The 22533-nt window shown below is 68.6% G+C and carries 21 protein-coding genes and 6 tRNA genes; 26 read left to right on the plus strand and 1 reads right to left on the minus strand.

Features of this window, described 5'->3' with window-relative positions; all coding sequences use genetic code 11:
• The first annotated feature begins 20 nt into the window (after positions 1–20).
• The 12 genes from NR798_RS13420 to NR798_RS13475 all read left to right on the plus strand — a co-directional run bounded on the left by NR798_RS13420 (position 21) and on the right by NR798_RS13475 (position 6937).
• Entirely contained in the window at positions 21–527 is a 507-nt protein-coding gene (locus NR798_RS13420) for a regulatory protein RecX (RefSeq protein ID WP_375771858.1), read from the plus strand.
• Positions 528–542: 15 nt separating this feature from the next.
• The gene (locus NR798_RS13425; protein ID WP_375771859.1) at positions 543–1322 is read left to right on the plus strand and encodes an outer membrane protein assembly factor BamD; all 780 of its coding nucleotides are present in this window, start codon (positions 543–545) and stop codon (positions 1320–1322) included.
• A complete protein-coding gene (locus tag NR798_RS13430) occupies positions 1319–2032 on the plus strand; it encodes a hypothetical protein (RefSeq protein ID WP_375771860.1) in 714 nt (237 codons plus the stop codon). Before NR798_RS13425 ends, NR798_RS13430 begins: the two co-directional genes overlap by 4 nt.
• 100 nt (positions 2033–2132) lie before the next feature.
• The gene (locus tag NR798_RS13435) at positions 2133–3083 is read left to right on the plus strand and encodes a DUF4388 domain-containing protein (RefSeq protein WP_375771861.1); all 951 of its coding nucleotides are present in this window, start codon (positions 2133–2135) and stop codon (positions 3081–3083) included.
• 26 nt (positions 3084–3109) lie between these two features.
• Positions 3110–4162, plus strand: coding sequence for a selenide, water dikinase SelD (gene selD, locus NR798_RS13440; protein WP_375771862.1), 1053 nt, complete (start codon positions 3110–3112; stop codon positions 4160–4162).
• 38 nt (positions 4163–4200) lie between these two features.
• Positions 4201–5010: an N-acetylmuramoyl-L-alanine amidase gene (locus NR798_RS13445; protein WP_375771863.1), complete on the plus strand. Its 810-nt coding sequence runs from the start codon at positions 4201–4203 to the stop codon at positions 5008–5010.
• Positions 5011–5094: 84 nt separating this feature from the next.
• Positions 5095–5811: a ribonuclease PH gene (gene rph, locus NR798_RS13450; RefSeq protein ID WP_375771864.1), complete on the plus strand. Its 717-nt coding sequence runs from the start codon at positions 5095–5097 to the stop codon at positions 5809–5811.
• Complete coding sequence (rdgB, locus tag NR798_RS13455) at positions 5808–6416, plus strand: RdgB/HAM1 family non-canonical purine NTP pyrophosphatase (RefSeq protein ID WP_375771865.1); 609 nt, start codon at positions 5808–5810, stop codon at positions 6414–6416. Before rph ends, rdgB begins: the two co-directional genes overlap by 4 nt.
• A 64-nt stretch (positions 6417–6480) precedes the next feature.
• Positions 6481–6554, plus strand: a tRNA-Pro gene (locus NR798_RS13460).
• Between the two features lie 32 nt (positions 6555–6586).
• Positions 6587–6663, plus strand: a tRNA-Arg gene (locus NR798_RS13465).
• 105 nt (positions 6664–6768) lie between these two features.
• A tRNA-His gene (locus tag NR798_RS13470) sits at positions 6769–6842 on the plus strand.
• A gap of 21 nt (positions 6843–6863) precedes the next feature.
• Positions 6864–6937, plus strand: a tRNA-Arg gene (locus NR798_RS13475).
• Between the two features lie 62 nt (positions 6938–6999).
• On the opposite strand, the gene bet is transcribed toward NR798_RS13475, so the two are convergent.
• A complete protein-coding gene (gene bet / locus NR798_RS13480; protein WP_375771866.1) occupies positions 7000–8208 on the minus strand; it encodes a phage recombination protein Bet in 1209 nt (402 codons plus the stop codon).
• A 278-nt stretch (positions 8209–8486) separates the two neighbouring features.
• On the opposite strand from bet, the gene NR798_RS13485 reads away from it, so the two are divergent.
• From NR798_RS13485 to grxD, 14 genes are all read left to right on the plus strand, one after another.
• Positions 8487–8559 (plus strand) — tRNA-Lys (locus NR798_RS13485).
• Between the two features lie 107 nt (positions 8560–8666).
• Positions 8667–8748, plus strand: a tRNA-Leu gene (locus NR798_RS13490).
• 125 nt (positions 8749–8873) lie between these two features.
• The gene (gene tig, locus NR798_RS13495; RefSeq protein WP_375771867.1) at positions 8874–10154 is read left to right on the plus strand and encodes a trigger factor; all 1281 of its coding nucleotides are present in this window, start codon (positions 8874–8876) and stop codon (positions 10152–10154) included.
• 32 nt (positions 10155–10186) lie between these two features.
• Positions 10187–10813, plus strand: a complete 627-nt coding sequence (gene clpP / locus NR798_RS13500; RefSeq protein ID WP_375771868.1) for an ATP-dependent Clp endopeptidase proteolytic subunit ClpP — start codon at positions 10187–10189, stop codon at positions 10811–10813.
• 207 nt (positions 10814–11020) lie between these two features.
• Complete coding sequence (clpX, locus tag NR798_RS13505) at positions 11021–12301, plus strand: ATP-dependent Clp protease ATP-binding subunit ClpX (protein ID WP_375771869.1); 1281 nt, start codon at positions 11021–11023, stop codon at positions 12299–12301.
• A 172-nt stretch (positions 12302–12473) separates the two neighbouring features.
• Positions 12474–14549: a prolyl oligopeptidase family protein gene (locus NR798_RS13510; RefSeq protein ID WP_375771870.1), complete on the plus strand. Its 2076-nt coding sequence runs from the start codon at positions 12474–12476 to the stop codon at positions 14547–14549.
• Positions 14550–14748: 199 nt separating this feature from the next.
• On the plus strand, positions 14749–17190 hold the full coding sequence (lon, locus tag NR798_RS13515) for an endopeptidase La (protein WP_375771871.1): 2442 nt from the start codon (positions 14749–14751) through the stop codon (positions 17188–17190).
• 215 nt (positions 17191–17405) lie between these two features.
• Complete coding sequence (locus NR798_RS13520; protein WP_375771872.1) at positions 17406–19067, plus strand: peptide ABC transporter substrate-binding protein; 1662 nt, start codon at positions 17406–17408, stop codon at positions 19065–19067.
• A gap of 3 nt (positions 19068–19070) precedes the next feature.
• Complete coding sequence (locus NR798_RS13525; protein ID WP_375771873.1) at positions 19071–19955, plus strand: ABC transporter permease subunit; 885 nt, start codon at positions 19071–19073, stop codon at positions 19953–19955.
• Positions 19952–20767, plus strand: coding sequence for an ABC transporter permease (locus NR798_RS13530; protein ID WP_375771874.1), 816 nt, complete (start codon positions 19952–19954; stop codon positions 20765–20767). The genes NR798_RS13525 and NR798_RS13530 overlap by 4 nt, the downstream gene beginning before the upstream one ends.
• A gap of 100 nt (positions 20768–20867) precedes the next feature.
• Entirely contained in the window at positions 20868–21323 is a 456-nt protein-coding gene (locus NR798_RS13535) for a response regulator (protein WP_375771875.1), read from the plus strand.
• Positions 21324–21392: 69 nt separating this feature from the next.
• A complete protein-coding gene (locus NR798_RS13540; protein WP_375771876.1) occupies positions 21393–21938 on the plus strand; it encodes a YqgE/AlgH family protein in 546 nt (181 codons plus the stop codon).
• On the plus strand, positions 21938–22195 hold the full coding sequence (locus NR798_RS13545) for a BolA family protein (protein ID WP_043405371.1): 258 nt from the start codon (positions 21938–21940) through the stop codon (positions 22193–22195). Before NR798_RS13540 ends, NR798_RS13545 begins: the two co-directional genes overlap by 1 nt.
• Before the next feature lie 15 nt (positions 22196–22210).
• A complete protein-coding gene (gene grxD, locus NR798_RS13550; protein WP_375773758.1) occupies positions 22211–22528 on the plus strand; it encodes a Grx4 family monothiol glutaredoxin in 318 nt (105 codons plus the stop codon).
• Positions 22529–22533: the final 5 nt, after the last annotated feature.

Here is a 22533-nt window from a genome sequence, read left to right on the forward strand (position 1 = left end):
CACATGCTAGAGAGCAGGCGATGGACTCCGAGGAGACCCCCCCCGAGGAAGTCAAACGCGCGACGGACGCGTGCCTGCGACTGTTGGCCGTGCGGGCCCGCAGCCGGCACGAGCTGCTGACGGCGCTCGAGCGCAAGGGCTTCTCCGAGCCGGTGCGCGAGGCGGCGCTGAAGCAGGTGGAGGGCTGGGGCTACCTCGATGACGAGCGCTTCGCCCGGGATCGGGCGGCGGTGCTGCTGCAGAAGGGCAAGTACGGCCCCCAGGCGGTGCGGCAGCGGCTCGAGGCGCACGGGCTGAGCCGCGAGGCGGCGAGCGAGGCGGTGGCCGAGGCCAGTGGCGCGGTGGAGTTCGACGCGGAGGCCGCCGCGCGCCGGGTGCTGGAGCAGCGGGGCCTGTCGGGCCGGAAGCTGGCGCCCAAGGAGCACGCTCGGGCCGGCCGTCTCCTGGTCAGCCGGGGTTTCTCCGAGGACGTCATCCAGCGCGTACTCGGTGACGCGGCGCTGGAACCTTCGGGTCCGGACGATTAGCTTGCTTCCCTACCCATGCGTCTTCTTCGAGCTGTCTGCCTGACTGCCCTCCTGAGCACCGCCGCCGGCTGCGCGGCCCTCTCCTCCGGCCAGACCGCGGAGCCGGACTACGCCGCGGATGCCGCCGCCAACCTCCAACTGGGCGACGAGGCCCTGGAGCGGAAGGACTTCCTCCAGGCCGAGCGGTACTACGAGCACGTCCGCACCAAGTACCCCTACCTCGAGGTGGCCAACGAGGCCGAGCTGAAGCTGGCGGACCTCGCCTACGCCCAGGAGACGTACCCGGAGGCGCGCGAGAAGTACCAGTCCTTCATCAAGCTCCACCCCACGCACCCCAAGGTGGACTACGCCGCCTACCGCTCGGCCCTCTCCCACTTCGCGGACATCCCCTCGGACATCTTCATCCTGCCTCCCTCGACGGAGAAGGATCAGACCGAGGTGCGCGCGGCGCTGGTCTCCCTCAACGACTTCGTCCGCCAGTACCCCAACTCCCAGTACGTCCCCGAGGCCAAGAAGAACATCGAGGAGACGCGCCGCAAGCTGGCCGAGCACGAGCTGTACGTGGCCTCCTTCTACGCCCGGCGCGAGCGCTGGAAGGCCGTGGTGCAGCGGCTCGAGGGGCTGTTGACGAACTTCCCGGGCACCGCCGTCGAGGAGGAGGCGCTCTTCGATCTGCATGACGCCTACGTGAAGCTCAACGATGCCGAGAAGGCCCGGCAGACCCTGCAGCGCATCATCGAGCGCCTGCCGGGGACTCCCGCCGCCGAGCGGGCCCGGCGGATGATGGGCTCGTGAGGAGTGTCGAGGACTGGAGCCGGCTGGGCGGGGTGCTCATCCTCGTGCTGGCCGCCGCGGCCGCGCTGGTGCTGCTCGTCCCCCGCCTGTTGGGCGTGGCCGCCGGACCCGAGGCGGAGATCATCACCGCGCTGAAGAACACCGAGCGGGAGGGGTTGTCGCTGACCCTGCCCGGAGTGCAGGAGCCGCTCCGGTCCCGGGAGCACCACTTCGCGCGCATCACCGTCAACGTGGAGCCCGGCGGGGAACGGGCCGTGGCCTGGGCGACCCTGGACTTCGACGGCCAGCTGGGCCGCACGCAGGTCAGCTCGCTGGGCGTGGAGCGGGTGCCCTTCGTCCGCCGCGGGCGGGAGTGGGTACCGGAGAACCTGGCCGCGCCCCGGCTGGCGGCGGTGGTGCGGGTGCTGGAGTCCCGGCGCCGTGCGCTGGAGGCGGGAGACCGTCAGGCGTTGGCGGGCCTGCGCGCCCCGGGCCTGGAGGCCAACATGGGGGGAGGGGAGGCGGAGCTGGAGCGGGTGATGGAGCTCCAGCGGCGCCGTTACCGGGCGGAGACGTGGTTCCTGCGGCTCGAGCGGGACGACGCGGTGGCCACCGAGGCGTGGCGGTTGGAGGGGCAGTTGCCCTCCCGGCCCGTGGACGAGAAGGGCCAGCGCCGGTTCTCACTGATTCGCAACGGAGAGGAATTCTTGTTTTCGTCCGGTCTCATGTAGGCTAGCCATTCGCAGCAGGGCTCAGCCGGGGTGGGACGGACGGGTTGGCGGGAGGGAGGCTGAAGGCCATGGCCACACTCATCATCGAGGTCGTAGCACCGTGAGCACTCCGAGCGGATCGCCGGCGAAGACGTACGCGCTCAAGTTCATCTCCGGCAAGTACCAGGGTGGTGAGTTCCCGCTGAAGGCGGACAAGCAGATCGTCATCGGCCGCTCGAGCGAGCTGGACATGGTGCTCGTCGAGGACATGGTGTCGCGCAAGCACGCGCGCATCATGGTCAACGGGACCGGGGCGATCTCCATCGAGGACCTCGGCTCGACGAACGGCACGTTCGTCAACGGCGAGAAGGTCAAGCAGGCCACGCTCAAGGAGGGGGACCGCATCCTCATCGGCACCTCCATCCTCAAGCTCATCCTGCAGGGCGCCGGGGTGGGCGAGGTGGACGAGGTGGTGGCCAAGCAGCGGCTGGAGGAGGCCGCGGTGCAGGCGGCGCGCACCTCGACGAAGGCCTCGTCCATGACGGGGAAGATCGAGGAGATTCCGCTGCCGGACCTGCTGCAGCTCTTCCACACGTCCAAGAAGAACGGCGTGCTGGTGGTCACCAACGACCACGAGGCGAAGATCTACCTGCGCCAGGGCCGCGTGTACTACGCGGTCATCGACGAGAACCACAACCTGGGGCCGCAGAAGAGCTTCAACCGCATCATCACCTGGGAGCAGGGTGACTTCGAGCTGCGGCCGGCCGACCCCCAGGAGTTCATGGTGGAGCTGGACTCGTCGACCGAGGCGCTGCTGATGGACGCGCTGAGGCAGCTGGACGAGTACAAGCGCATCCAGAAGGATCTGCCGTCGATGGGCACGCAGCTGTCGTTGGCGATGCCGATGACGGCGCCGCTGCGCGAGCTGACGCCGGAGCTGCTGGACGTGCTGCAGCAGGTGCACAACTACGGCTCGCTGGGTGGGGTGCTGGACCACTCGGAGCAGGACGACGTGCAGGCGGCCGAGTCGGTGCTGCAACTCATCAAGCGCGACTACGTGCGCGCCAGCTAGCCACTCCTCCAATTTCGAGGTCCACTGTGTCCGAAGAGCAGAAGCCGCGCCGGCTCACCGAGCTGGCGCATTGCGCGGGTTGAGCGGCGAAAATCCGCCCCGCGGATCTGGCGCAGGTCCTGCGCCAACTGAAGACTTCGAAAGACACGAGGGCGCTGGTGGGCTTCAACACCAACGATGACGCGGCCGTGTATCGTGTGGCGCCTGGGCTGGCGCTGGTGAGCACGGTGGACTTCTTCCCGCCGGTGGTGGACGACCCGTACCAGTTCGGGGCCATCGCGGCGGCGAACGCACTGTCGGACATCTACGCCATGGGGGCCAAACCCCTGTTCGCGCTCAACCTGGTGGGCTTCCCGAAGGACCGGCCCATGGAGGAGCTGTCGCGGATCCTCGCGGGCGGCCAGGCGAAGGCGGACGAGGCGGGCATCCCCATCCTGGGAGGGCACTCCATCCAGGACCCCGAGCCGAAGTACGGGCTGGCGGTGACGGGCCAGGTGCACCCGAAGAAGGTGCTGACGAACGCCGGGGCGAAGCCGGGCGACGTGCTGATGCTGACGAAGCCCCTGGGCTCGGGTATCGCGACCACGGCCATCAAGCGCGGGGTAGCGTCCAAGGCGCTGGCGTCGCGCGTGGTGGCGCTGATGTCGGAGCTGAACAAGAAGTCCGGTGAGGTGTTCGCCTCGGGCAAGTTCAAGGTGAACGCCCTCACGGACGTGACGGGCTACGGGCTGCTCGGGCACCTGCTGGAGATGATGACGGGCGCGAAGGCGAAGGCCTTCCTGGACCTGGAGCGCATCCCCATCCTCTCGGAGGTGCCGGCGCTGGCGCAGCAGGGCGTGGTGCCGGGCGGGACGAAGTCCAACCTCGCCCACGTGGGCAAGAAGGTGCGCTTCCCCAAGGGTCTGCCCGAGGACATCCAGTGGGTGCTCGCCGACGCGCAGACGAACGGGGGCCTGCTGGCCTCGGTGCCCGCGAAGGACGTGGCCAAGGCGTACCGGGCGCTGGAGCGGGCCGGCGTGGACGTGGCCCTCATCGGCGAGGTGGGCGAGGGCCGCCCCGGCATCGAAGTCGTCGGATAGCGGGGGCCGCGCCACCTCCGGTAGCATCCGGTGCTGGCATGATGCTCCGTCTGATCGCTGTCCTCGGCTTCCTCCTCGTCCTCGGCCTGCCGGTGTCCTCACGCGCGGCCGAGCGCCCCGCGCGCATCGTGGTGGACCCGGGCCATGGCGGTGCCCAGGACGGGGCGACGAGCCCCACGGGCCTGCTCGAGAAGGACGTGTCGCTCCAGGTGGCGCGGCGGGTGCGGGAGCGCCTGGAGAAGGAGCTCGGGGCTCAGGTGCTGATGACGCGCGACGAGGACCAGTCGCTGCCCCTGCCCGAGCGGGTGGAGTTCGCCAACAAGCAGCGGCCGGACCTCTTCGTGTCCATCCACTGCAACGCGATGCCCACCCGGCGCACGCGCGCGCGCGTCCAGGGCATCGAGACGTACTTCCTCTCGGCGAGCGCCTCCAACGCCACGGCGCGGGCGGCTGCGGACCGCGAGAACGCCGAGGCCCCGGCGGCGCGAGGCGCGAGAGGGGACTCCACGCTGGCGTTCATCCTCCACGACCTGGCGCGCACGGAAGCGCACCAGGACTCCTCGCGCCTGGCGTATGCCATCCACCAGAAGCTCATCGCGGCCACGGGAGGCTCGGACCGGGGGGTGCTGCAGGCGCCCTTCTACGTGCTCAACGGCGTCGAGGCTCCCGCCGTCCTCGTCGAGATTGGCTACATCTCGCATCCGGAGGAGGGGGGCCGGCTGGGCCGCGCCGAGTACCAGGAGCGGCTCGCCACCGCCATCACCGAGGGCGTGCGGGCCTTCCTGGCCGAGGTGCGCCGGCGCGACTCCCCGAAGGGCCCGAAGGTGGCGGCTCCCGCGACGCCCTGACAGAGGGGCGCACTCCTGACGGACAGCGGGGCGGCTCGTCTGCTAGAGAGGCGGGCCCGTTTCCCCCTTCCGAGGAGCCTCCCCATGCGGTCCTTCAACCGTGGGGCGCTGGACATGCGCCCCGTCACCCTCACTCCTGGTATCACCCGTCACGCCGAGGGCTCGACCCAGGTGGAATTCGGCGATACCCGCGTGCTCGTCACCTGCTCGGTGGAGGAGAAGGTGCCGCCCCACCTGATGGGCAAGGGCTCCGGCTGGGTGACGGCCGAGTACGGCATGCTGCCGCGCTCCACTCACACCCGCTCCCCGCGTGAAGCCGCCAAGGGCAAGCAGACCGGGCGCACGCTGGAGATCCAGCGGCTCATCGGCCGCTCCATGCGCGCCGCGGTGGACCTGCCGGGCCTGGGCGTGCGCACCTTCACCCTGGACTGCGACGTCCTCCAGGCCGACGGCGGCACCCGCACCGCCTCCATCACCGGCGCCTACGTGGCCCTGGTGCTCGCCATGCGCAAGCTGCACAAGGCCGGGGTGATGTCGCGCATGCCCAAGCTCACCCCCATCGCCGCCGTGTCCGTGGGCGTGGTGAAGGGCGAGGTTCGGGTGGACCTCGACTATGACGAGGACTCCAGCGCCGACGTGGACCTGAACCTGGTGGCCACCGGCGACGGCCGCATCGTCGAAGTGCAGGGCACCGCCGAGCACCAGCTCTTCGATCGCAAGACGATGGACGCGATGCTCGACGCGGGACTGGCCACCATCCGCCAGCTCACCGAGGCCCAGCAGAAGGTGCTCGGCGCATGAAGCCCCGGCTGCTCTTCGCCACCGGCAACGCGGGCAAGCTGCGCGAGCTGCGCGGCCTCGTGGGGGACGCCGTGGAGGTGGTGTCCCTCAAGGATCTGCCGCCCATCCCCGAGCCCGAGGAGACCGGCGCCACCTTCGAGGAGAACGCCGAGCTCAAGGCCCGCGCCTACTCCGCGGCGAGCGGACTGCCGGCGCTGGCGGATGACTCGGGGCTGTGCGTGGACGCACTGGGAGGACGGCCCGGGGTTCACTCGGCGCGCTACGCCGAGGGCGACGACAAGGCGCGCTACCAGAAGCTGCTCGCCGAGCTGTCGGGCGTCCCGGACGAGAAGCGCACCGCGGCCTTCGTGTGCGCGCTCTGCCTGGTGCAGCCGGGCGGGGGCCGCGCCATCATCGAGGTGGGCCGCTGCGAGGGGCGCATCGGCCACGAGCCCCGGGGCTCCCATGGCTTCGGTTACGATCCAGTCTTCGTCCTGCCGCGGGGCAAGACGATGGCGGAGCTGACCTCCGAGGAGAAGGCGGCCATCTCTCACCGGGGCGTTGCCTTCCAGAAGATGCTGCCCCATCTCCAAGCGATGGCGGGTGGACAGCCTGCGGGTGGGTAAGCAGGTGTCAGGAACGTTTGCCTTGCGCGTCCGTTCCGGATGGTTCAACAATGTTGAACTTCATCGGGGCGTAGCGCAGCCTGGTAGCGCACCTGCCTTGGGCGCAGGGGGTCGGAGGTTCGAATCCTCTCGCCCCGATACAGCAGTACCGCGGTAACGGAGAAGACTGGGTGCCAGTAGCTCAGCTGGATAGAGCATCGGCCTTCTAAGCCGAGGGTCGTGGGTTCGAGTCCCGCCTGGCGCGCCACCATCTCCGTTGTGACAAAAGGGGCTTGAACCGTAACGGTTTCCACGGTAGGGAAGCCGCCACGTTTCAGCGCGGTTGTTTCAGCGCGAGTTGTTCGTCGTAACGGCGGCCATAGCTCAACTGGTTAGAGCGCAGGACTGTGACTCCTGAGGTTACCGGTTCGATCCCGGTTGGCCGCCCTTCTCATCCCCCGCTTTTTTGCGCCTATAGCTCAACTGGATAGAGCATCGGCCTTCGAAGCCGAGGGTTGGGGGTTCAAGTCCCTCTGGGCGCGCAGCAGCACCCCCTCTCGAGGGTGCCGCCACGCCGGGAACTCTCCCCCCTAGCGACTCAACCTCAGGCCTTCGCGTCCACCGCGGGAACGCGGCAGCGCAGCTCGGCCTCGGTCTCGAGCGCCGCGAGGTTCTCGCGCATCGGCCGGGCCCACTTCGCCTTGGGCTGCTCCATCAGCTTCTCGTGAGCCAGGTCGATCGTCTCGGCCAGCTCCTCGTCGCTGAGCTCCGAGGCCGTCTTGCCCTTGTGCGGACCGAAGGCCACCACCACCGACGAGCTCTTCAGCTTCGCCGGAGCCTCCAGGGCGGGGGCCGGCTCGGTGGCCGGAGCGGGCTCGGGGGCCTTCTCCTTGGCCTTCACGTCCTTCGCCTGGGTGTCCTTGAGGGAGTCCTTGGCGGAGTCCTTGGCCACCACGGGCTCGCGGACCTCCTTGGCGGAGGTGGCCGCGGGACGCGCCTTCACGGACTCGCGGACCGGCTCGGGTTCACGCACGGTCTCCCGGTGCGGCTCTTCCCGGTGCGGCTCCTTGGCCTGCGCCGGAGCCGGAGCGTGCTCCTTCTCCTCGCGCGCCTCACGGTGAGCCGTGGGCAGGGGAGGGAAGGACGCCTTCGCGGTGCCGGGACGCTCGTAGCCTCCGTGGGAGGACGCGGGCTCGGCCTGCGCCGGCTCGAACTCCTCGGCCGGCATCTCCTCGCGCACGTACAGGCCGCCGAAGGCCTCGGGGTACGCCTTGCGTAGCGCCGCCACGCGCGCGCACTTCTCGATCATCGTCGTGGGAATCTTGGCCCACAGCGGCGTCTGCTGGACGTAGCCCGCGAAGTCCAGCCACACCACCACCGGCAGCTTCCCATCGCGCACCACCCGCGACCAGGCTCCCACCAGGCTGCCCTTGCGCTTGGCCGGGTTGAAGCGATGCACCACCTCGCCCTTGCCCTGGTCCACGATGATCTCATCCTCGGCGTACACCGCACTCGCCTGGATGCCCTTGAAGTCCGGGAAGCGCTCCGCGCGCGCCAGCATTCCCGCCTCGGAGGGCTGGAACTCGTAGCGCGTCACCCAATTGGGCTTCTCCCGGTTGCCCGCGTTCTGCCGGCGGGCCACGCAGAAGGCCTCCTTCAGCAACGGGTCCAACCCGGAGCGCTTGCACTGCTCGATGAAGAGGGCGAACTCGTCCTCCCCGATGCCTCGGGGGCAGATGGTCCGCTTGATGAGTTCCACGCGCTCGGAGCTCCACTGGCTCGACGCGGTTTCCGCCTTGTTGTGTGCTTCCATGCCGCTGCTCTGTCTCCGCCTGCGAAAAGGGCGAACGACCTCCGTCCGCCCGCACCTCGGGGAGGATTCAACCCTGGACGGCGTGCTTTGGCATCCCGATACTGAACACCTGTCCAGCGCCAGCTCGGAGGGCAGGCGGGCTCAGCTCAGTGGCTCTGTCAGGGACTCTGGAGGGGTTGCGCGGGGGTCCGAAAAAAAGCATTTGACGTGGGCCGCGTCGCACCGTACAAGCCGTCCCCGTCGACGCGCGGTGACGAACCGCACGGCGCACAAGAGTCGGGAGCGTAGCTCAATTGGTAGAGCAATGGACTCTTAATCCATAGGTTGTGGGTTCGATTCCCTCCGCTCTCACAGACCGGGGCCCCTTCAGCGATGAGGGGGCCCCGGTTCCTTTTTGGGGTCCTGGATTCGCGTGCGCCGGGCCCCCGTTTTCGGGTTACAACGCACGGTCAGCCCCCGGGCGGGTGGCGAAACTGGTAGACGCGCCAGACTTAGGATCTGGTACCGCAAGGTGTGAGGGTTCGAGTCCCTCCTCGCCCACTCCGGCCATTTCGCGTTGACCGGATCGGACCTATCTCCTAAACGCGCACGTCCCACATCGTCAGTTCTTCACCCATTCGACACGCCGGCGTCCACGGTGCGCCCGGCGCGAGCGAGGCATCCCCATGAAGGTCCAGATCGAGGAGCTCTCTCCCATCGAGAAGAAGCTCTCCATCGAGGTCGAGAACTCCCGCGTGACCGAGGAGCTCACCCGGGCGTACAACGCGCTCGCCAAGCAGGTGAAGCTGCCCGGCTTCCGTCAGGGCAAGGTTCCCCGCCGCATCCTCGAGCAGCGCTACCGGGAGCAGGTGGAGGACGAGGTCATCCAGCGCGTGATGCAGAGCGCCTGGCAGGAGGCCGCCCGGGAGCACAAGGTGGACGCCGTGGCCCCGCCCCAGGTGACCAACAACTCCGGCCTCAAGGCCGATGCCCCCTTCACCTTCGAGGCGCGCGTCGAGGTGAGGCCCAAGGTGGAGGCCAAGGACTACCAGGGCCTGCCGCTCACCCGCTCCGACACCAAGGTCGAGGACAAGGACGTGGACGACCGGCTGACCCAGCTCCGGGAGAGCATGGCCCGGCTGGAGCCCGTGGAGGGCCGTGACACGGCGCAGATGGGCGACTTCGCCACCGTGGACTACGTGGCCACCGTGGACGGCAAGGACTTCCCCGGCAGCAAGGCCGATGACGTGACGGTGGAGCTGGCCGCCGGCGAGCTGGTGGAGTCCAACGTGGCCGCCCTCGAGGGCACCAAGGTGGGCGAGGCCAAGGAGCTGGACTACTCCTTCCCCGCCGACTACCGGGTGGAGGACGTCAAGGGCAAGACGGCCCGCTTCAAGTTCACCGTCAAGGGCTTGAAGAAGAAGGTCATCCCCGAGCTCAACGACGACTTCGCCAAGGAGACGGGCGAGGCCCAGTCGCTCGAGGAGCTGCGCGGGAAGATCCGCGCGGACCTGGAGCAGGGCAAGCGCAACAAGGCCCAGGGCGAGGAGCGCGACGCGCTGCTCAAGGCCCTCATCGAGCGCAACGCCTTCGAGGTGCCCAAGGCGATGGTGGAGCGCACCATCGACAACATGCTGGAGAACCGGCTGCGCGCCATGGCCCGCATGGGCATGGACCCGCGCCAGCTCAACCTGGACTTCAACCGGCTGCGCGAGGACCTGCGTGAGGAGGCCACCAAGGAGGTGAAGGGGGCGCTGCTCATCGAGGCCATTGCTCAAAAGGAGAACATCCAGGCCAGCGACGCCGACGTGGAGAAGAAGCTCGAGGAGCTCGCCCAGGAGGCCAAGCAGGACATCTCCGTCGTCCGCAAGTACTTCAAGGGCCCGGAAGAGCGTCAGGGGTTGAGCCTCCGACTCCGCGAAGAAAAGACGATTGAATTCCTGAAGGGTCAGGCGAAGTATTCCTAGGAGTTCTTCCTTAGACCCTTCGCGAGGTTGTCATGCCCTTCATGCCCGTTCCCTACGTCATCGAGCAGACCCACCGTGGGGAGCGCTCGTACGACATCTACAGCCGGCTCCTGAAGGACCGGATCGTCATGCTGGGAACGGAGATCGACGATGACGTCGCCAACGTCATCGTCGCCCAGCTCCTGTTCCTGGAGTCCGAGGACCCGGACAAGGACATCAACCTCTACATCAACTCGCCCGGTGGTTCCGTGACGGCCGGTTTGGCCATCTACGACACCATGCAGTACGTGAAGCCGCAGGTGTCCACCATCTGCGTGGGCCAGGCGGCTTCCATGGGCGCGGTGCTGCTGCTGGCCGGGGCCAAGGGCAAGCGCTACGCCCTGCCCAGCTCGCGCATCATGATCCACCAGCCGCTGGGTGGGGTGCGCGGGCAGGCCACGGACATCGAGATCCAGGCCAAGGAAATCCTCCGCATGCGGGCCAAGCTCAACGAGCTCATCGTCAAGCACACCGGCCAGCCGATCGAGCGTGTGGAGAAGGACACGGATCGCGACTACTTCATGGGGGCGATGGAGGCCAAGGCGTACGGCATCCTCGACGAGGTGCAGAACCCCCGGAAGGTGCTGACGCCGCCCCCGGGCGAGCGCACCAACAAGTAGGCGCCCCCTCGCGGGGCATACGGGCCGGAGCCGCGGGGAATGCTGCACCGCGTCTCCGGCTTCTGTTTTCTGCGCTTGTCGTTTTGGGCTGTTAAGTATCCAGCAGGTGCGTGGACGCCCCGGACAGGGGCTGACTAGATTGGTTCAAAGGCAGGGGGGCGGGCCGGTTGGGGAGCGCACCTCCAGGCAGTTGCAGCGAGGGCAAACATGGCGGGTAAGAACGTGGAGAAGCGAGACAACCAGTCCCTCTGCTGTTCGTTCTGCGGCAAGTCGCAGAAAGAGGTGAAGAAGCTCATCGCGGGACCGACGGTCTACATCTGCGACGAGTGCATTGGACTGTGCAACGACATCATCGCGGAGGAGATCGACCGCGAGGAGACCAAGGACACGAAGCTGAGGATTCCTCGGCCCAGTGAGATCAAGGCCATCCTCGACGAGTACGTGATCGGCCAGGAGCGCGCGAAGAAGACGCTCTCGGTGGCGGTGCACAACCACTACAAGCGCATCGAGTCCAAGGTGGCCATGGACGACGTGGAGCTGCAGAAGAGCAACATCCTTCTGCTGGGCCCCACGGGCAGCGGCAAGACGCTGCTGGCGCAGACGCTGGCGCGCATCCTCAACGTGCCCTTCACCATCGCGGACGCCACGTGCCTCACCGAGGCCGGCTACGTGGGTGAGGACGTCGAGAACATCATCGTCAACCTGCTCCAGGCCGCCGACCACGACATCGAGCGGGCCCAGCGCGGCATCGTCTACATCGACGAGATCGACAAGATCGCCCGCAAGTCGGAGAACCCGTCCATCACCCGCGACGTGTCGGGCGAGGGCGTGCAGCAGGCGCTGCTGAAGATCATCGAGGGTACCGTCGCCAACGTGCCGCCGAAGGGGGGCCGCAAGCACCCGCAGCAGGAGTTCCTGCAGGTGGACACGACGAACATCCTCTTCATCTGCGGCGGCGCGTTCGGCGGGCTGGAGCAGGTCATCGAGCGGCGGCTGGGCGGCCGCAGCCTGGGCTTCGGCGCGGACATCCAGTCCAAGAAGCAGCGCAACCTCACCGAGCTGCTCAAGCAAGTGGAGCCGGAGGATCTGCTGAAGTTCGGCATGATTCCGGAGTTCATCGGCCGTCTGCCGATTGTCACGGCGCTCGAGGAGCTGGACGAGCCGGCGCTGGTGAACATCCTCAGCCAGCCGAAGAACGCGCTGACGAAGCAGTACAAGAAGCTCTTCGAGCTGGACGGCATCTCGCTGAAGTTCACGGACGGGGCGCTCAAGGCGATTGCCTCCGAGGCCATCCGTCGCAAGGCGGGAGCGCGCGGCCTGCGCTCCATCCTGGAGAGCGCGATGCTGGACGTGATGTACGAGCTGCCCTCGCGCAAGACGGCACGCGAGGTGGTGATCTCCGAGGAGGTCATCCTCAAGAAGAGCGAGCCGGTGGTGCTCCACTCCCAGGACAACAAGGAGACGGAGCCCAAGAAGGAGAGCGCGTAGGTGCCCACTGTCCCCTCTCCCCCCGGGAGAGGGACGGGGTGAGGGTGCCACGGGCCCCGAGCTGAGCCCGTGCCCCACCGCGCGTCACGGACGCCCCCGCCAGTCCCGCACTTTTCGTGGGACGGACGGGGGCGTTGCCTTATCTGCTGTCCCACGCATGGAGACGAAGCGGATGAATCAACCGGCCACGAGGGTGGAGGCGGTGGTGGACACCCTGCACGGGGTGGAGGTGGCGGACCCGTACCGTTGGCTCGAGGACGAGAAGTCCCCCGAGGTACAGGCGTGGATGAAGGCCCAGGACGCCTTCACCCGGGAGCAGCTCGCCCGGTTCCCCGGCCGCGAGGCCCTGCGCCAGCGCTACACGGAGCTCTTCTACGTGGAGTCCCTGTCCGCGCCGGCCGTCCGCGGGGAGCGCTACTTCTACGTCCGCACGCACAAGGACAAGGAGAAGGCCGTCCTCTACTGGCGTGAGGGGGAGAAGGGCGAGGAGCGCGTCCTGCTGGACCCGAACACCTGGAGCCCGGACGGCACGGTGTCGTTGGGCATGTGGGCGCCCTCGTGGGATGGCCGGAAGCTGGCCTTCAGCCGCAAGCCGAACGCGGCGGACGAGGCCATCCTCCACGTGCTGGACGTGGACACGGGGAAGTGGAGCGAGGTGGACGTCATCGAGGGGGCCAAGTACGCCTCCCCGAGCTGGACGCCGGACAACCAGTCCTTCTACTACGCGTGGCTGCCCACGGACCCGTCCATCCCCGTGTCCGAGCGGCCCGGCTACACCGAGCTGCGACTGCACCGGCTGGGCACGGACCCGAAGACGGACGCGCTGGTGCACCCGCGCACGGGGGACCCGAAGACGTTCCTCAACGGGGGCGTCAGCCGGGACGGCAAGTACCTCTTCGTCTACATCACCCGCGGCTGGAGCGAGAACGACGTCTGGTGGAAGCGGGTGGGGGAGAAGGACTTCCGCCTGCTGGTGAAGGGCGAGGGGGCCAAATACGGGGTGGACGTCTGGGATGACTGGTTCTACGTGCTCACCGACGAGGGCGCGCCCATGGAGCGCGTCTTCAAGGTGTCTCCCGAGCGGCCCGAGCGCTCGGCGTGGAGGGAGCTCGTCCCCGAGGACCCCACGGCGGCGCTGCAGGGCATCAACATCGTGGGCGGCCACCTGGCGCTCGCCTACCTGAAGGACGCCACCACGCGGGTGAAGCTGGTGACGCTGGAGGGCCAGCCGGTGCGCGACGTGGCGCTGCCGGGCGTGGGCGCGGCGAGCAACCTCTTCGGCCTGGAAGACCGCGACGAGGCCTGGTTCGTCTTCAGCTCCTTCAGCACCCCGCCGCAGGTCTACAAGACGTCCGTGGCCAGCGGGCGGGTGGAGCTGTGGGCCCGGGTGGACCTGCCCATCCAGCCGGAGCGCTACACGGTGGAACAGGCCTTCTACCGCTCGAAGGACGGCACGCGGGTGCCCCTCTTCCTCGTGTACCGCAAGGACCTGAAGAAGAACGGGGACAACCCGACCCTGCTCAACGGCTACGGCGGCTTCAACGTGAGCATGCTGCCGTCGTTCCGCTCCAGCATCTACCCGTGGCTGGACGCGGGGGGCGTGTACGCGGTGGCCAACCTGCGCGGGGGAGGGGAGTACGGGAAGGCCTGGCACGAGGCCGGCCGCCTGGACCGCAAGCAGAACGTCTTCGACGACTTCCACGCGGCGGCCGAGTTCCTCATCCGCGAGGGCTACACCCGGCCCGAGAAGCTGGCCATCTCCGGCGGCAGCAACGGCGGCCTGCTGGTGGGGGCCGCGATGACCCAGCGCCCGGAGCTGTTCGGGGCGGTGGTGTGCCAGGTGCCCCTGTTGGACATGGTGCGCTACCACCTGTTCGGCAGTGGCAAGACGTGGATTCCGGAGTACGGCACGGCGGAGCAGCCGGAGGACTTCCGGGTGCTGCACGCCTACTCGCCCTACCACCGCGTGAGGGCGGGCGTGCGCTACCCGGCCCTCCTGATGATGGCCGCGGACCACGACGACCGGGTGGACCCCCTGCATGCCCGGAAGTTCGTGGCCCGGGTGCAGAACGCGGGACACGCCGCGCCCGCCCTGCTACGTATCGAAGCCAACGCCGGACACGGCGGGGCGGACCAGGTGGCCAAGGCCATCGAGTCCAGCGTGGACCTCTACAGCTTCCTTTTCGAAGTACTTGGCGTGCAGGCGGGCGGCACTGCATCCGCTGCGAACGCAAATCGGGCCCGCTAAACCAGCGACCGGACACCCGATGGCCCCTAGGGTGTTCCCTTGCTTGCAGGCCAACGTTCCCCATCTTTCACGCGGGGAACGGCCGCCGGAGGGGCCGTGTTATAGAGACCGTCTTACCTGCTCGTACTCTCGGTGTGCGGGCGGGCAACTTTACCAGGGGCTTGCAACCTAGGGTGGCAAGCAGGCAGGTGGCGAATACATGTTCTTCGGACGAGACGACAAGAGGGATGCCCAGAAGCGTGGGAGCACCGTACCGCTCCTCCCGCTGCGGGACATCATCGTGTTTCCGCACATGGTGGTCCCGCTGTTCGTCGGCCGGGAGAAGTCCATCGCGGCGCTGAAGGACGCGATGGCCCACAAGGGCCCCGACGACAAGGCCGTCATCCTCCTGGCCGCCCAGAAGAAGGCCAAGACGAATGACCCGACAGCGGAGGACATCTTCCACTTCGGCACCATCGGCCACGTCATCCAGCTCCTCCCCCTGCCCGATGGCACGGTGAAGGTGCTCGTGGAAGGCGTGCGGCGCGCGCGCGTGAAGAAGTTCATGCCCAACGACGCCTTCTTCATGGTGGAGGTGGAGGAGGTCGAGGAGCAGAGCGAGAAGTCCGTGGAGCTCGAGGCGCTCGTGCGCAGCGTGCACTCGGTCTTCGAGGCCTTCGTCAAGCTCAACAAGCGGATTCCACCCGAGATGCTCATGCAGGTGGCGAGCATCGACGACCCGGCGCGCCTGGCTGACACCATCGTCGCCCACCTGTCGCTCAAGCTGAACGACAAGCAGGCGCTGCTCGAGACGGAGAGCCCGGCCAAGCGGCTGGAGAAGCTCTACGAGCTGATGCAGGGTGAGATCGAGATACTGCAGGTCGAGAAGAAGATCCGCACCCGCGTCAAGAAGCAGATGGAGAAGACCCAGAAGGAGTACTACCTGAATGAGCAGATGCAGGCCATTCAGAAGGAGCTGGGTGAGCGCGACGAGTTCAAGAACGAGATCCAGGAGATCGAGGAGAAGCTCAAGAACAAGCGGATGAGCAAGGAGGCCACGCTCAAGGTCAAGAAGGAGCTCAAGAAGCTCCGGATGATGAGCCCGATGAGCGCCGAGGCCACCGTCGTGCGCAACTACATCGACTGGATCATCAGCCTGCCCTGGTACGAAGAGACCCAGGATCGGCTGGATGTGGTCGAGGCCGAGCGGGTGCTCAACGAGGACCACTACGGCCTCAAGCGCCCCAAGGAGCGCATCCTCGAGTACCTGGCCGTGCAGCAGCTGGTGAAGAAGCTCAAGGGCCCCGTGCTCTGCTTCGTGGGGCCTCCGGGCGTCGGCAAGACGTCGCTGGCTCGCTCCATCGCCCGCGCCACCGGCCGCAAGTTCGTCCGGCTGTCCCTGGGCGGCGTGCGGGACGAGGCCGAGATCCGCGGCCACCGGCGCACGTACATCGGCGCCATGCCGGGCAAGCTCATCCAGTCGCTCAAGAAGGCGGGCAGCAACAACCCCGTCTTCCTGCTCGATGAGATCGACAAGATGTCCACCGACTTCCGTGGCGACCCGAGCGCGGCGCTGCTGGAGGTGCTGGACCCCGAGCAGAACCACAACTTCAACGACCACTACCTCGACCTGGACTACGACCTGTCGAAGGTGATGTTCATCTGCACCGCGAACACGATGCACAACATCCCCGGTCCTCTGCAGGACCGCATGGAGGTCATCCGGATCGCGGGGTACACCGAGCCCGAGAAGCTCAACATCGCGCGGCGCTACCTGATCCCCAAGGAGCAGGAGGCCAACGGGCTCGCGGACCTGAAGATCGACATCACCAGTGACGCGCTGCGGACCATCATCCACCGCTACACGCGTGAGTCCGGGGTGCGCTCGCTGGAGCGTGAGATCGGCGGCGTGTACCGGAAGATCGCCCGCGACATCCTGAAGAACGGCCGGCGCGACATCGTGGTCGACCGCAAGCAGGCGATGAAGTACCTGGGCACCCCGCGCTTCCGCTACGGCGTGGCCGAGCGCGAGGACCAGGTGGGCATCGTCACCGGTCTGGCCTGGACGGAGATGGGAGGAGAGATCCTCACCACCGAAGCCACGGTCATGCCGGGCAAGGGCAAGCTCATCATCACCGGCAAGCTGGGCGAGGTGATGCAGGAGTCGGCCCAGGCGGCCATGTCGTACGTGCGGACCCGGGCCGAGCGCTTCGGCATCGACCGCAAGATGTTCGAGAACTACGACATCCACGTGCACCTGCCCGAGGGCGCCATCCCGAAGGACGGTCCGTCGGCCGGTGTGACCATGTGCACCGCGCTCGTGTCCGCGCTCACCCGCATCCAGGTGCGCAGGGACGTGGCCATGACGGGTGAAATCACCCTGCGCGGCCGGGTGCTGCCCATCGGCGGCTTGAAGGAGAAGACCCTGGCCGCCCACCGCGCGGGCATCAAGACGGTCCTCATCCCGAAGGCCAACAAGAAGGACCTGAAGGACATCCCGAAGAAGATCCGCTCCCAACTGCGCATCGTGCCCGTGGAGTTCGTGGACGACGTGCTGCGCGAGGCCCTCCTCCTGGAGAAGCCCGAGGAGTTCGGCCGCAAGGATCAGGCGAAGTCCTCGGATGCCCATCCCGCCCCCGGAGGCGTTTCGGCGCCGGCGTAGCGGTCTCGGGTTGAGAGCGTGAAGTGATTCGCGGGCTCCAGGGACTCCCCCTGGGGCCCGCTGTCTTTTCGTGGGGCAACCAGGGATGCGAGGCACCCTCACCCCGTCCCTCTCCCGGCGGGCGAGGGGAGGGGGGCGCACTCCGCACCCCATGGGCCTCGGTTGCGCGATACAACCCCCGTCCGGTGGCTCCCCTCGCGCGCTCACTCGCCTTGATGCTCGTCCTGGTCCTCGTGGCCGGAGGCTGCGGCCGCTGCGGCTTCCAACCCGACCCCGGCGTCAAGGTCGTCGTCCCCGCGATGCCCACCACGCTCGACTGGAGCTACTCCGACCCCCACAGCTGGGCCAACTACCCCGTCATGCTCGCCACCCAGCGCGGGCTCACCACGCTCGCGCCGGACCACTCCGTCCAGCCCGCGCTCGCCGAGCACTGGGAGCGCTCCCTCACCTCCAACGGCCAGGAGGTCTACACCTTCCACCTCCGCCAGGACGTGCGCTGGTCCGACGGCGTCACCCCCCTCACCGCCCAGGACTTCGTCACCGGCTGGCACCGCGCCCTCCAGGGCCGCGAGCGCGGGGAGCTGACCGACCTCGCCGGTGCCGACGAGGTGCTCGCCCTCCAGGAGAAGGGCGCTCCCCGCGAGCAGCTCGAGGCCGCCCTCGCCCGTACCGGCATCGAGGCGCTCGGCCCGCACATCCTCCGCGTCACCCTGACCCGCCCGCGCAACTACTTCCTCGCGCGCCTCGCCAACGTCTACCTCTTCTTTCCCACGCCCTCCGCCGTCCTCGCCGGCAAGTCCGAGGAAGCGGTGCGCGACTACTTCGACCGGCCTCGCGACGGCCATCCCCTGGCGCTCGGCCCCTACCGCGTCGAGAGCTGGGACCGCGCGGGCGAGCGCGTGCGGCTCGTCCACAACCCGCACTCCGCCTTCCAGCCCCCGCTCGGCCCTGGCGAGCGTCCCGCGCCCGTGCTCACCCTCCTCAAGTCGGAGATCGGCCCCGCCCTCTACGAGCGCGGCCGGGTGGACTTCGTCTTCGTGGACAGCGCCGTGGCGCTCCAGGGCCGCCGCCCGGACGACCTCCAGCGCGAGCCGCTCCTCTCCACCTACTTCCTCGCCTTCAACACCGAGCGCCCCCCGCTCGACCGGCCCGAGGTGCGCCGCGCCCTCGCCCGCGCCATCGATCGCGAGGCCCTCATGGCGGGCCTGCTCCCCGCCGCGCGCCCCAGCCACGTGCTGCTCCCGCCCGAGCTGCCCGGGGCCGCCTCGCCCGAGGAGGCCGCGCGCCTGCCCCACTTCGACCCCCAGCGCGCCCGCGCGGAGCTCGCCGGAGCCCCCGGGCTGGACCGGCCGCTGCGGCTCGTCTACCGCTCGGGAGACTCCTTCGTGCCCGAGGTGGCCATCGCCGAGCGCCTCGCCGCGCAGCTCGCCGCGGTGGGTGTGAAGGTGACGCTGGATGCGCGCTCGGACTTCTCCGCTGAGGTGGCCCGCCGCTCCGCCGAGGGCCCTCGCGCCTATGACATGTACCTGCGCCGCCTGGGCGCGGACTACGCGCACCCCAACACCTTCTTCACCCTCTTCGAGCGCAACGGGCTCCACCAGACGGGCTGGGAGACGCAGCAGGGCGGCGAGCCCATGGACCGCTTCGAGCGGCTGCTCGACGCGGCCGATGCCGAGCCCGACGAGGCCCGCTCGCGCGCCCTCTACGGCCAGGCCCAGGCGGTGCTCCTCGACGAGATGGCCGTCATCACGCCCCTCTACCACCCGGACCGCTACTTCCGGACGCGCGCCTCCCTGCACGGCGTGGACGTGGACCCCTTCAACTTCCTCTCCCTGCGCGAGCTGCGCCTGGGCGGGACTCCCGCGGAGGTGCGCTGAGCCATGCCCCCCGCGCTCCTGCGTCTCGGCCGGCAGCTGGTGCTCGTGCCCATCGTCGCCATCGCGTCCTATTTCCTCATGGCCGCGCTGCCCCTCACCACCGAGGACGATACCAAGCGGCAGGTGGCCCCCGAGGTGCTCGCGTCCTACCGGAGGGACCTCGGCCTGGGGCAGCCGCTCGGCTTCCTCCGCCCCTGGGAGAAGCTCTTCCGCGGCGAGCGGCTGGGCACCAGCGCCCAGGGCATCACCGGGGACGAGCTGCTGTGGAAGCTCTCCGGCAGCGTGGGCGTGGGGCTGGTGGCCCTGGTGCTCGCGCTCGGGTGGGCCCTGGCCTTCGCGCTGCTGCGCGCCCGCTGGCGGCGTGGCCGGCTCTCCGTGCTCGCGGACGCGCTGCCCGCCGCGGCCTTCGGTACCCCCGTTTTCATCCCCGCGCTGCTGCTCGCGCCCGCCGTGGTGGAGCGCGGCCACCTGCTGCCCGAGCTGAGCGCCGCGCTCGTCATCTCCGTCTGGCCGGGCATCTTCCTCGGCACCCTGGTGGCGGACGCGCTCGACACCGAGCTGTCCCGCGACTACGTGCGCACCGCGCTCAGCAAGGGCCTGTCCCGCCGCGCCGTGCTGTGGCGCCACGTGCTGCCCAACGTCCTGCCCGCGCTGCTCGACGCCGTGGGCCCCGTGGCCACCGCGCTGCTCGCCGGCTCCTTCGCCGCCGAGCGCGTCTTCGGCCTGCCGTACTTCGGCCAGCTCTACGTCCTCGCCGTGCTGCAGAAGCAGGTGGCCGTCGTCGTGGTGGCCACCACCGTCTTCGCCTCGCTGCTCGTCCTCGTGGGCCTCGCGGTGGAGCTCGTGCGGCTCCTCGTGGACCCGCGTGCCCGGGAGGCCCGCTCATGAGCGCTCCCCGCATTCCCACGCGCGCCTGGGTGGGCCTCGTGCTGCTGGTGGGCCTGGGCCTCGCCAGCTGGCTCGCCGGCCGTGTCTTCCCCGAAGCGCTCGCCCGCACCTGCCCCCTGGGCATGGATCCCACCCACCCGGACCGCACCGTGTGCGAGCTGGCCTTCGGCGGCCTCTGGGTCTCCCTGGCCATCGGCCTCACCGCCGGGGCCCTGTCCACCGTGCTGGGGCTCGGCGTGGCCATGAGCGCCCGGGCGGCGGGCGGCACGGTGGAGCACTGGATATTGCGTGCGGTGGACGCCGTCTTCGCGCTGCCGGACGTGCTGGTGGTGATGGTGCTCCAGCTGGCTGGACAGTCGATGCTGGACGCGGGCCACGCGGGCGGCTTGGGCCCCTTCGGCCTCATGGTGGTGTCCCTGGCCCTGGTGGGCTGGGCGGGCCCGGCGCGCATGTTCCGCAATCGCCTGGCCACCCTGGAGGGCCAGGAGTTCATCGCCGCCTCGCGTGCCTTGGGCGCCGGCCGCTGGCACCTGCTGCGTGTCCACCTCTGGCCCGCGCTGCGCCCCTTCGTGCTCGCCGTCTTCCTCAGCCGCCTGCCGACCGCCATCCTCACCGAGTCCACCGTCAGCTTCTTCGGCATCGCCCGGATGGAGCCCATGTCGCTCGGCCGCTACCTCGGTACCAGCTACGCGGCCCTCATCTACGAGGGCGGCGCCCGCGTGGTGCTGCCCGCTTGGGGCCTGCTCGTCCTGCTCGTGCTTGGCGCCTCGCTCTCCTCTCAGGCACTCGGGGCAGGGACGCGCCGCGCCTGAGGGGAGCGGCGGTTCACCCTTCCAGCCGATGCGAGTGTGGAATTGCGGGCAGTGGGGTGTCCGTTGGCACCACACGAACCCCCACTCCCGGAAGGTTGCCATGTCCATCGTCAACGAGGAGCTTCCGATCGCCACGGGTCATGCCCGCTCCAAGACCCGGGACGATGACAACCTGAAGCTGGAACCCGTCCGCGGCACCGTCCTCATCGTCGAGGACGACCCGGCCCACCGCGAGCTGCTGGTGGAGCTGCTCACGCAGTGGGGCTACGCACCGCTCCCCGTCGGCAGCGCCGAGGAGGCCGAGTTCGCCGTGCGCAACAAGCGCATGGACGCGGCCATCGTGGACGTCTTCCTGCCCGGGCGCAGCGGCACCAACCTCATGGCCCGCCTGCGCGAGAAGTTCCCCCAGGCCGTGCTCATCGGCGTGAGCGCCATGAGCGATGCGTCCATGGCCCGCAAGTGCAAGGGGCTGGGGGCGGATCTGTTCATCGGCAAGCCGCTGGCGCCCGAGAAGCTGGCCCAGGCGCTCCAGTCCCGGCACACCAGCTGGCACTGAGCTGGACCCCGGTCCAGGGCGGGTACGATTCGGTTGCGCGGACGGTGGGAAGGGCCGACACTTCCCTCTGTGCAGACACTCGCTCCTGGCCTCCTGGTGGCCACGCCACAACTGACGGACTCGAACTTCCGCCGCTCGGTCATCCTCATGCTCGAGCACAGTGAGGGCGGGTCCATGGGCATCATCATCAACCGCGGTGCGTCGCTGACGTTGGGGGAGCTGGCCAAGAACCAGTCCCTCGACATCGCCCCCGAGCGGATGAACCAGCCCGTCTTCATGGGCGGCCCCGTGGAGAACCACCGCGGCTTCGTCCTCCACGACGACGAGAGCGTGCAGGAGAAGCACGAGGTGGTACCCGGCCTCTTCCTGAGCCTCACCCTGGACTCGCTCGGGCCCCTCTTGAAGGACCCGTCCGCCCACCTGCGCTTCTGCCTGGGCTATGCCGGCTGGGGCGCCCAGCAGCTGGAGAGTGAGCTGTCCTCCGGCTCCTGGCTCTATGCCGAGGCCTCCGCCCGGCCTGTGCTAGAGGGGGACCCCGGAATGCTCTGGGAGAACTCGCTCAAGAGCATGGGCGTGGATCCCGCGATGCTCCTGAAGGGGAAGGGACTGAACTGATGCTTGATCCAAATGCCATCCGCGAGCGGATTGTTGGCGCGCTGCCGGGCTCGGAGGTGGACGTGCGCGACACCACGGGGACCGGAGACCACTTCGAGGCGCGGGTGGTGAGCCCCGCCTTCGCCGGCAAGTCCATGGTGGAGCAGCACCAGCTGGTGTATGCGCCGCTGCAGGATTGGCTGAAGACCGGCGAGCTGCACGCGCTGGCGCTGAAGACCTATTCGCCCGAACAGTGGAAGAAGTTCGGCAATCGCTGACGAGGTAATCGAATGATGACTCCAGAGCTGAAGGCACGTTTCGACGAGGAGATCCGCAACAACCAGATCGTCCTCTTCATGAAGGGCAACGCGATGTTCCCGCAGTGCGGCTTCTCCGCGCGCGCGTTGCAGATTCTGCAGCAGCACGGGAAGGTGCACACGGTGGACGTGCTGGCCGATCCCGAGGTGCGCCAGGGCATCAAGGAGTACAGCAACTGGCCCACGATTCCCCAGGTGTTCATCAACGGGAAGTTCGTGGGGGGCTCGGACATCCTCATGGAGCTGGAAGAGCGCGGCGAGCTGGCGGAGATGGTCGCCAGCAAGGGCGCGTAACTCCC

This window comes from Archangium gephyra (assembly GCF_042230915.1).
Taxonomy (GTDB): domain Bacteria; phylum Myxococcota; class Myxococcia; order Myxococcales; family Myxococcaceae; genus Archangium; species Archangium gephyra_B.

Coding starts and splice junctions, on each gene's coding strand:
- NR798_RS13420 (WP_375771858.1), top strand. CDS start 21: ATGGACTCCGAGGAGACCCCCCCCGAGGAAGTCAAACGCGCGACGGAC.
- NR798_RS13425 (WP_375771859.1), top strand. CDS start 543: ATGCGTCTTCTTCGAGCTGTCTGCCTGACTGCCCTCCTGAGCACCGCC.
- NR798_RS13445 (WP_375771863.1), top strand. CDS start 4,201: ATGATGCTCCGTCTGATCGCTGTCCTCGGCTTCCTCCTCGTCCTCGGC.
- rph (WP_375771864.1), top strand. CDS start 5,095: ATGCGGTCCTTCAACCGTGGGGCGCTGGACATGCGCCCCGTCACCCTC.
- rdgB (WP_375771865.1), top strand. CDS start 5,808: ATGAAGCCCCGGCTGCTCTTCGCCACCGGCAACGCGGGCAAGCTGCGC.
- bet (WP_375771866.1), bottom strand. CDS start 8,208: ATGGAAGCACACAACAAGGCGGAAACCGCGTCGAGCCAGTGGAGCTCC.
- tig (WP_375771867.1), top strand. CDS start 8,874: ATGAAGGTCCAGATCGAGGAGCTCTCTCCCATCGAGAAGAAGCTCTCC.
- clpP (WP_375771868.1), top strand. CDS start 10,187: ATGCCCTTCATGCCCGTTCCCTACGTCATCGAGCAGACCCACCGTGGG.
- clpX (WP_375771869.1), top strand. CDS start 11,021: ATGGCGGGTAAGAACGTGGAGAAGCGAGACAACCAGTCCCTCTGCTGT.
- NR798_RS13510 (WP_375771870.1), top strand. CDS start 12,474: ATGAATCAACCGGCCACGAGGGTGGAGGCGGTGGTGGACACCCTGCAC.
- lon (WP_375771871.1), top strand. CDS start 14,749: ATGTTCTTCGGACGAGACGACAAGAGGGATGCCCAGAAGCGTGGGAGC.
- NR798_RS13520 (WP_375771872.1), top strand. CDS start 17,406: ATGCTCGTCCTGGTCCTCGTGGCCGGAGGCTGCGGCCGCTGCGGCTTC.
- NR798_RS13525 (WP_375771873.1), top strand. CDS start 19,071: ATGCCCCCCGCGCTCCTGCGTCTCGGCCGGCAGCTGGTGCTCGTGCCC.
- NR798_RS13530 (WP_375771874.1), top strand. CDS start 19,952: ATGAGCGCTCCCCGCATTCCCACGCGCGCCTGGGTGGGCCTCGTGCTG.
- NR798_RS13535 (WP_375771875.1), top strand. CDS start 20,868: ATGTCCATCGTCAACGAGGAGCTTCCGATCGCCACGGGTCATGCCCGC.
- NR798_RS13545 (WP_043405371.1), top strand. CDS start 21,938: ATGCTTGATCCAAATGCCATCCGCGAGCGGATTGTTGGCGCGCTGCCG.
- grxD (WP_375773758.1), top strand. CDS start 22,211: ATGACTCCAGAGCTGAAGGCACGTTTCGACGAGGAGATCCGCAACAAC.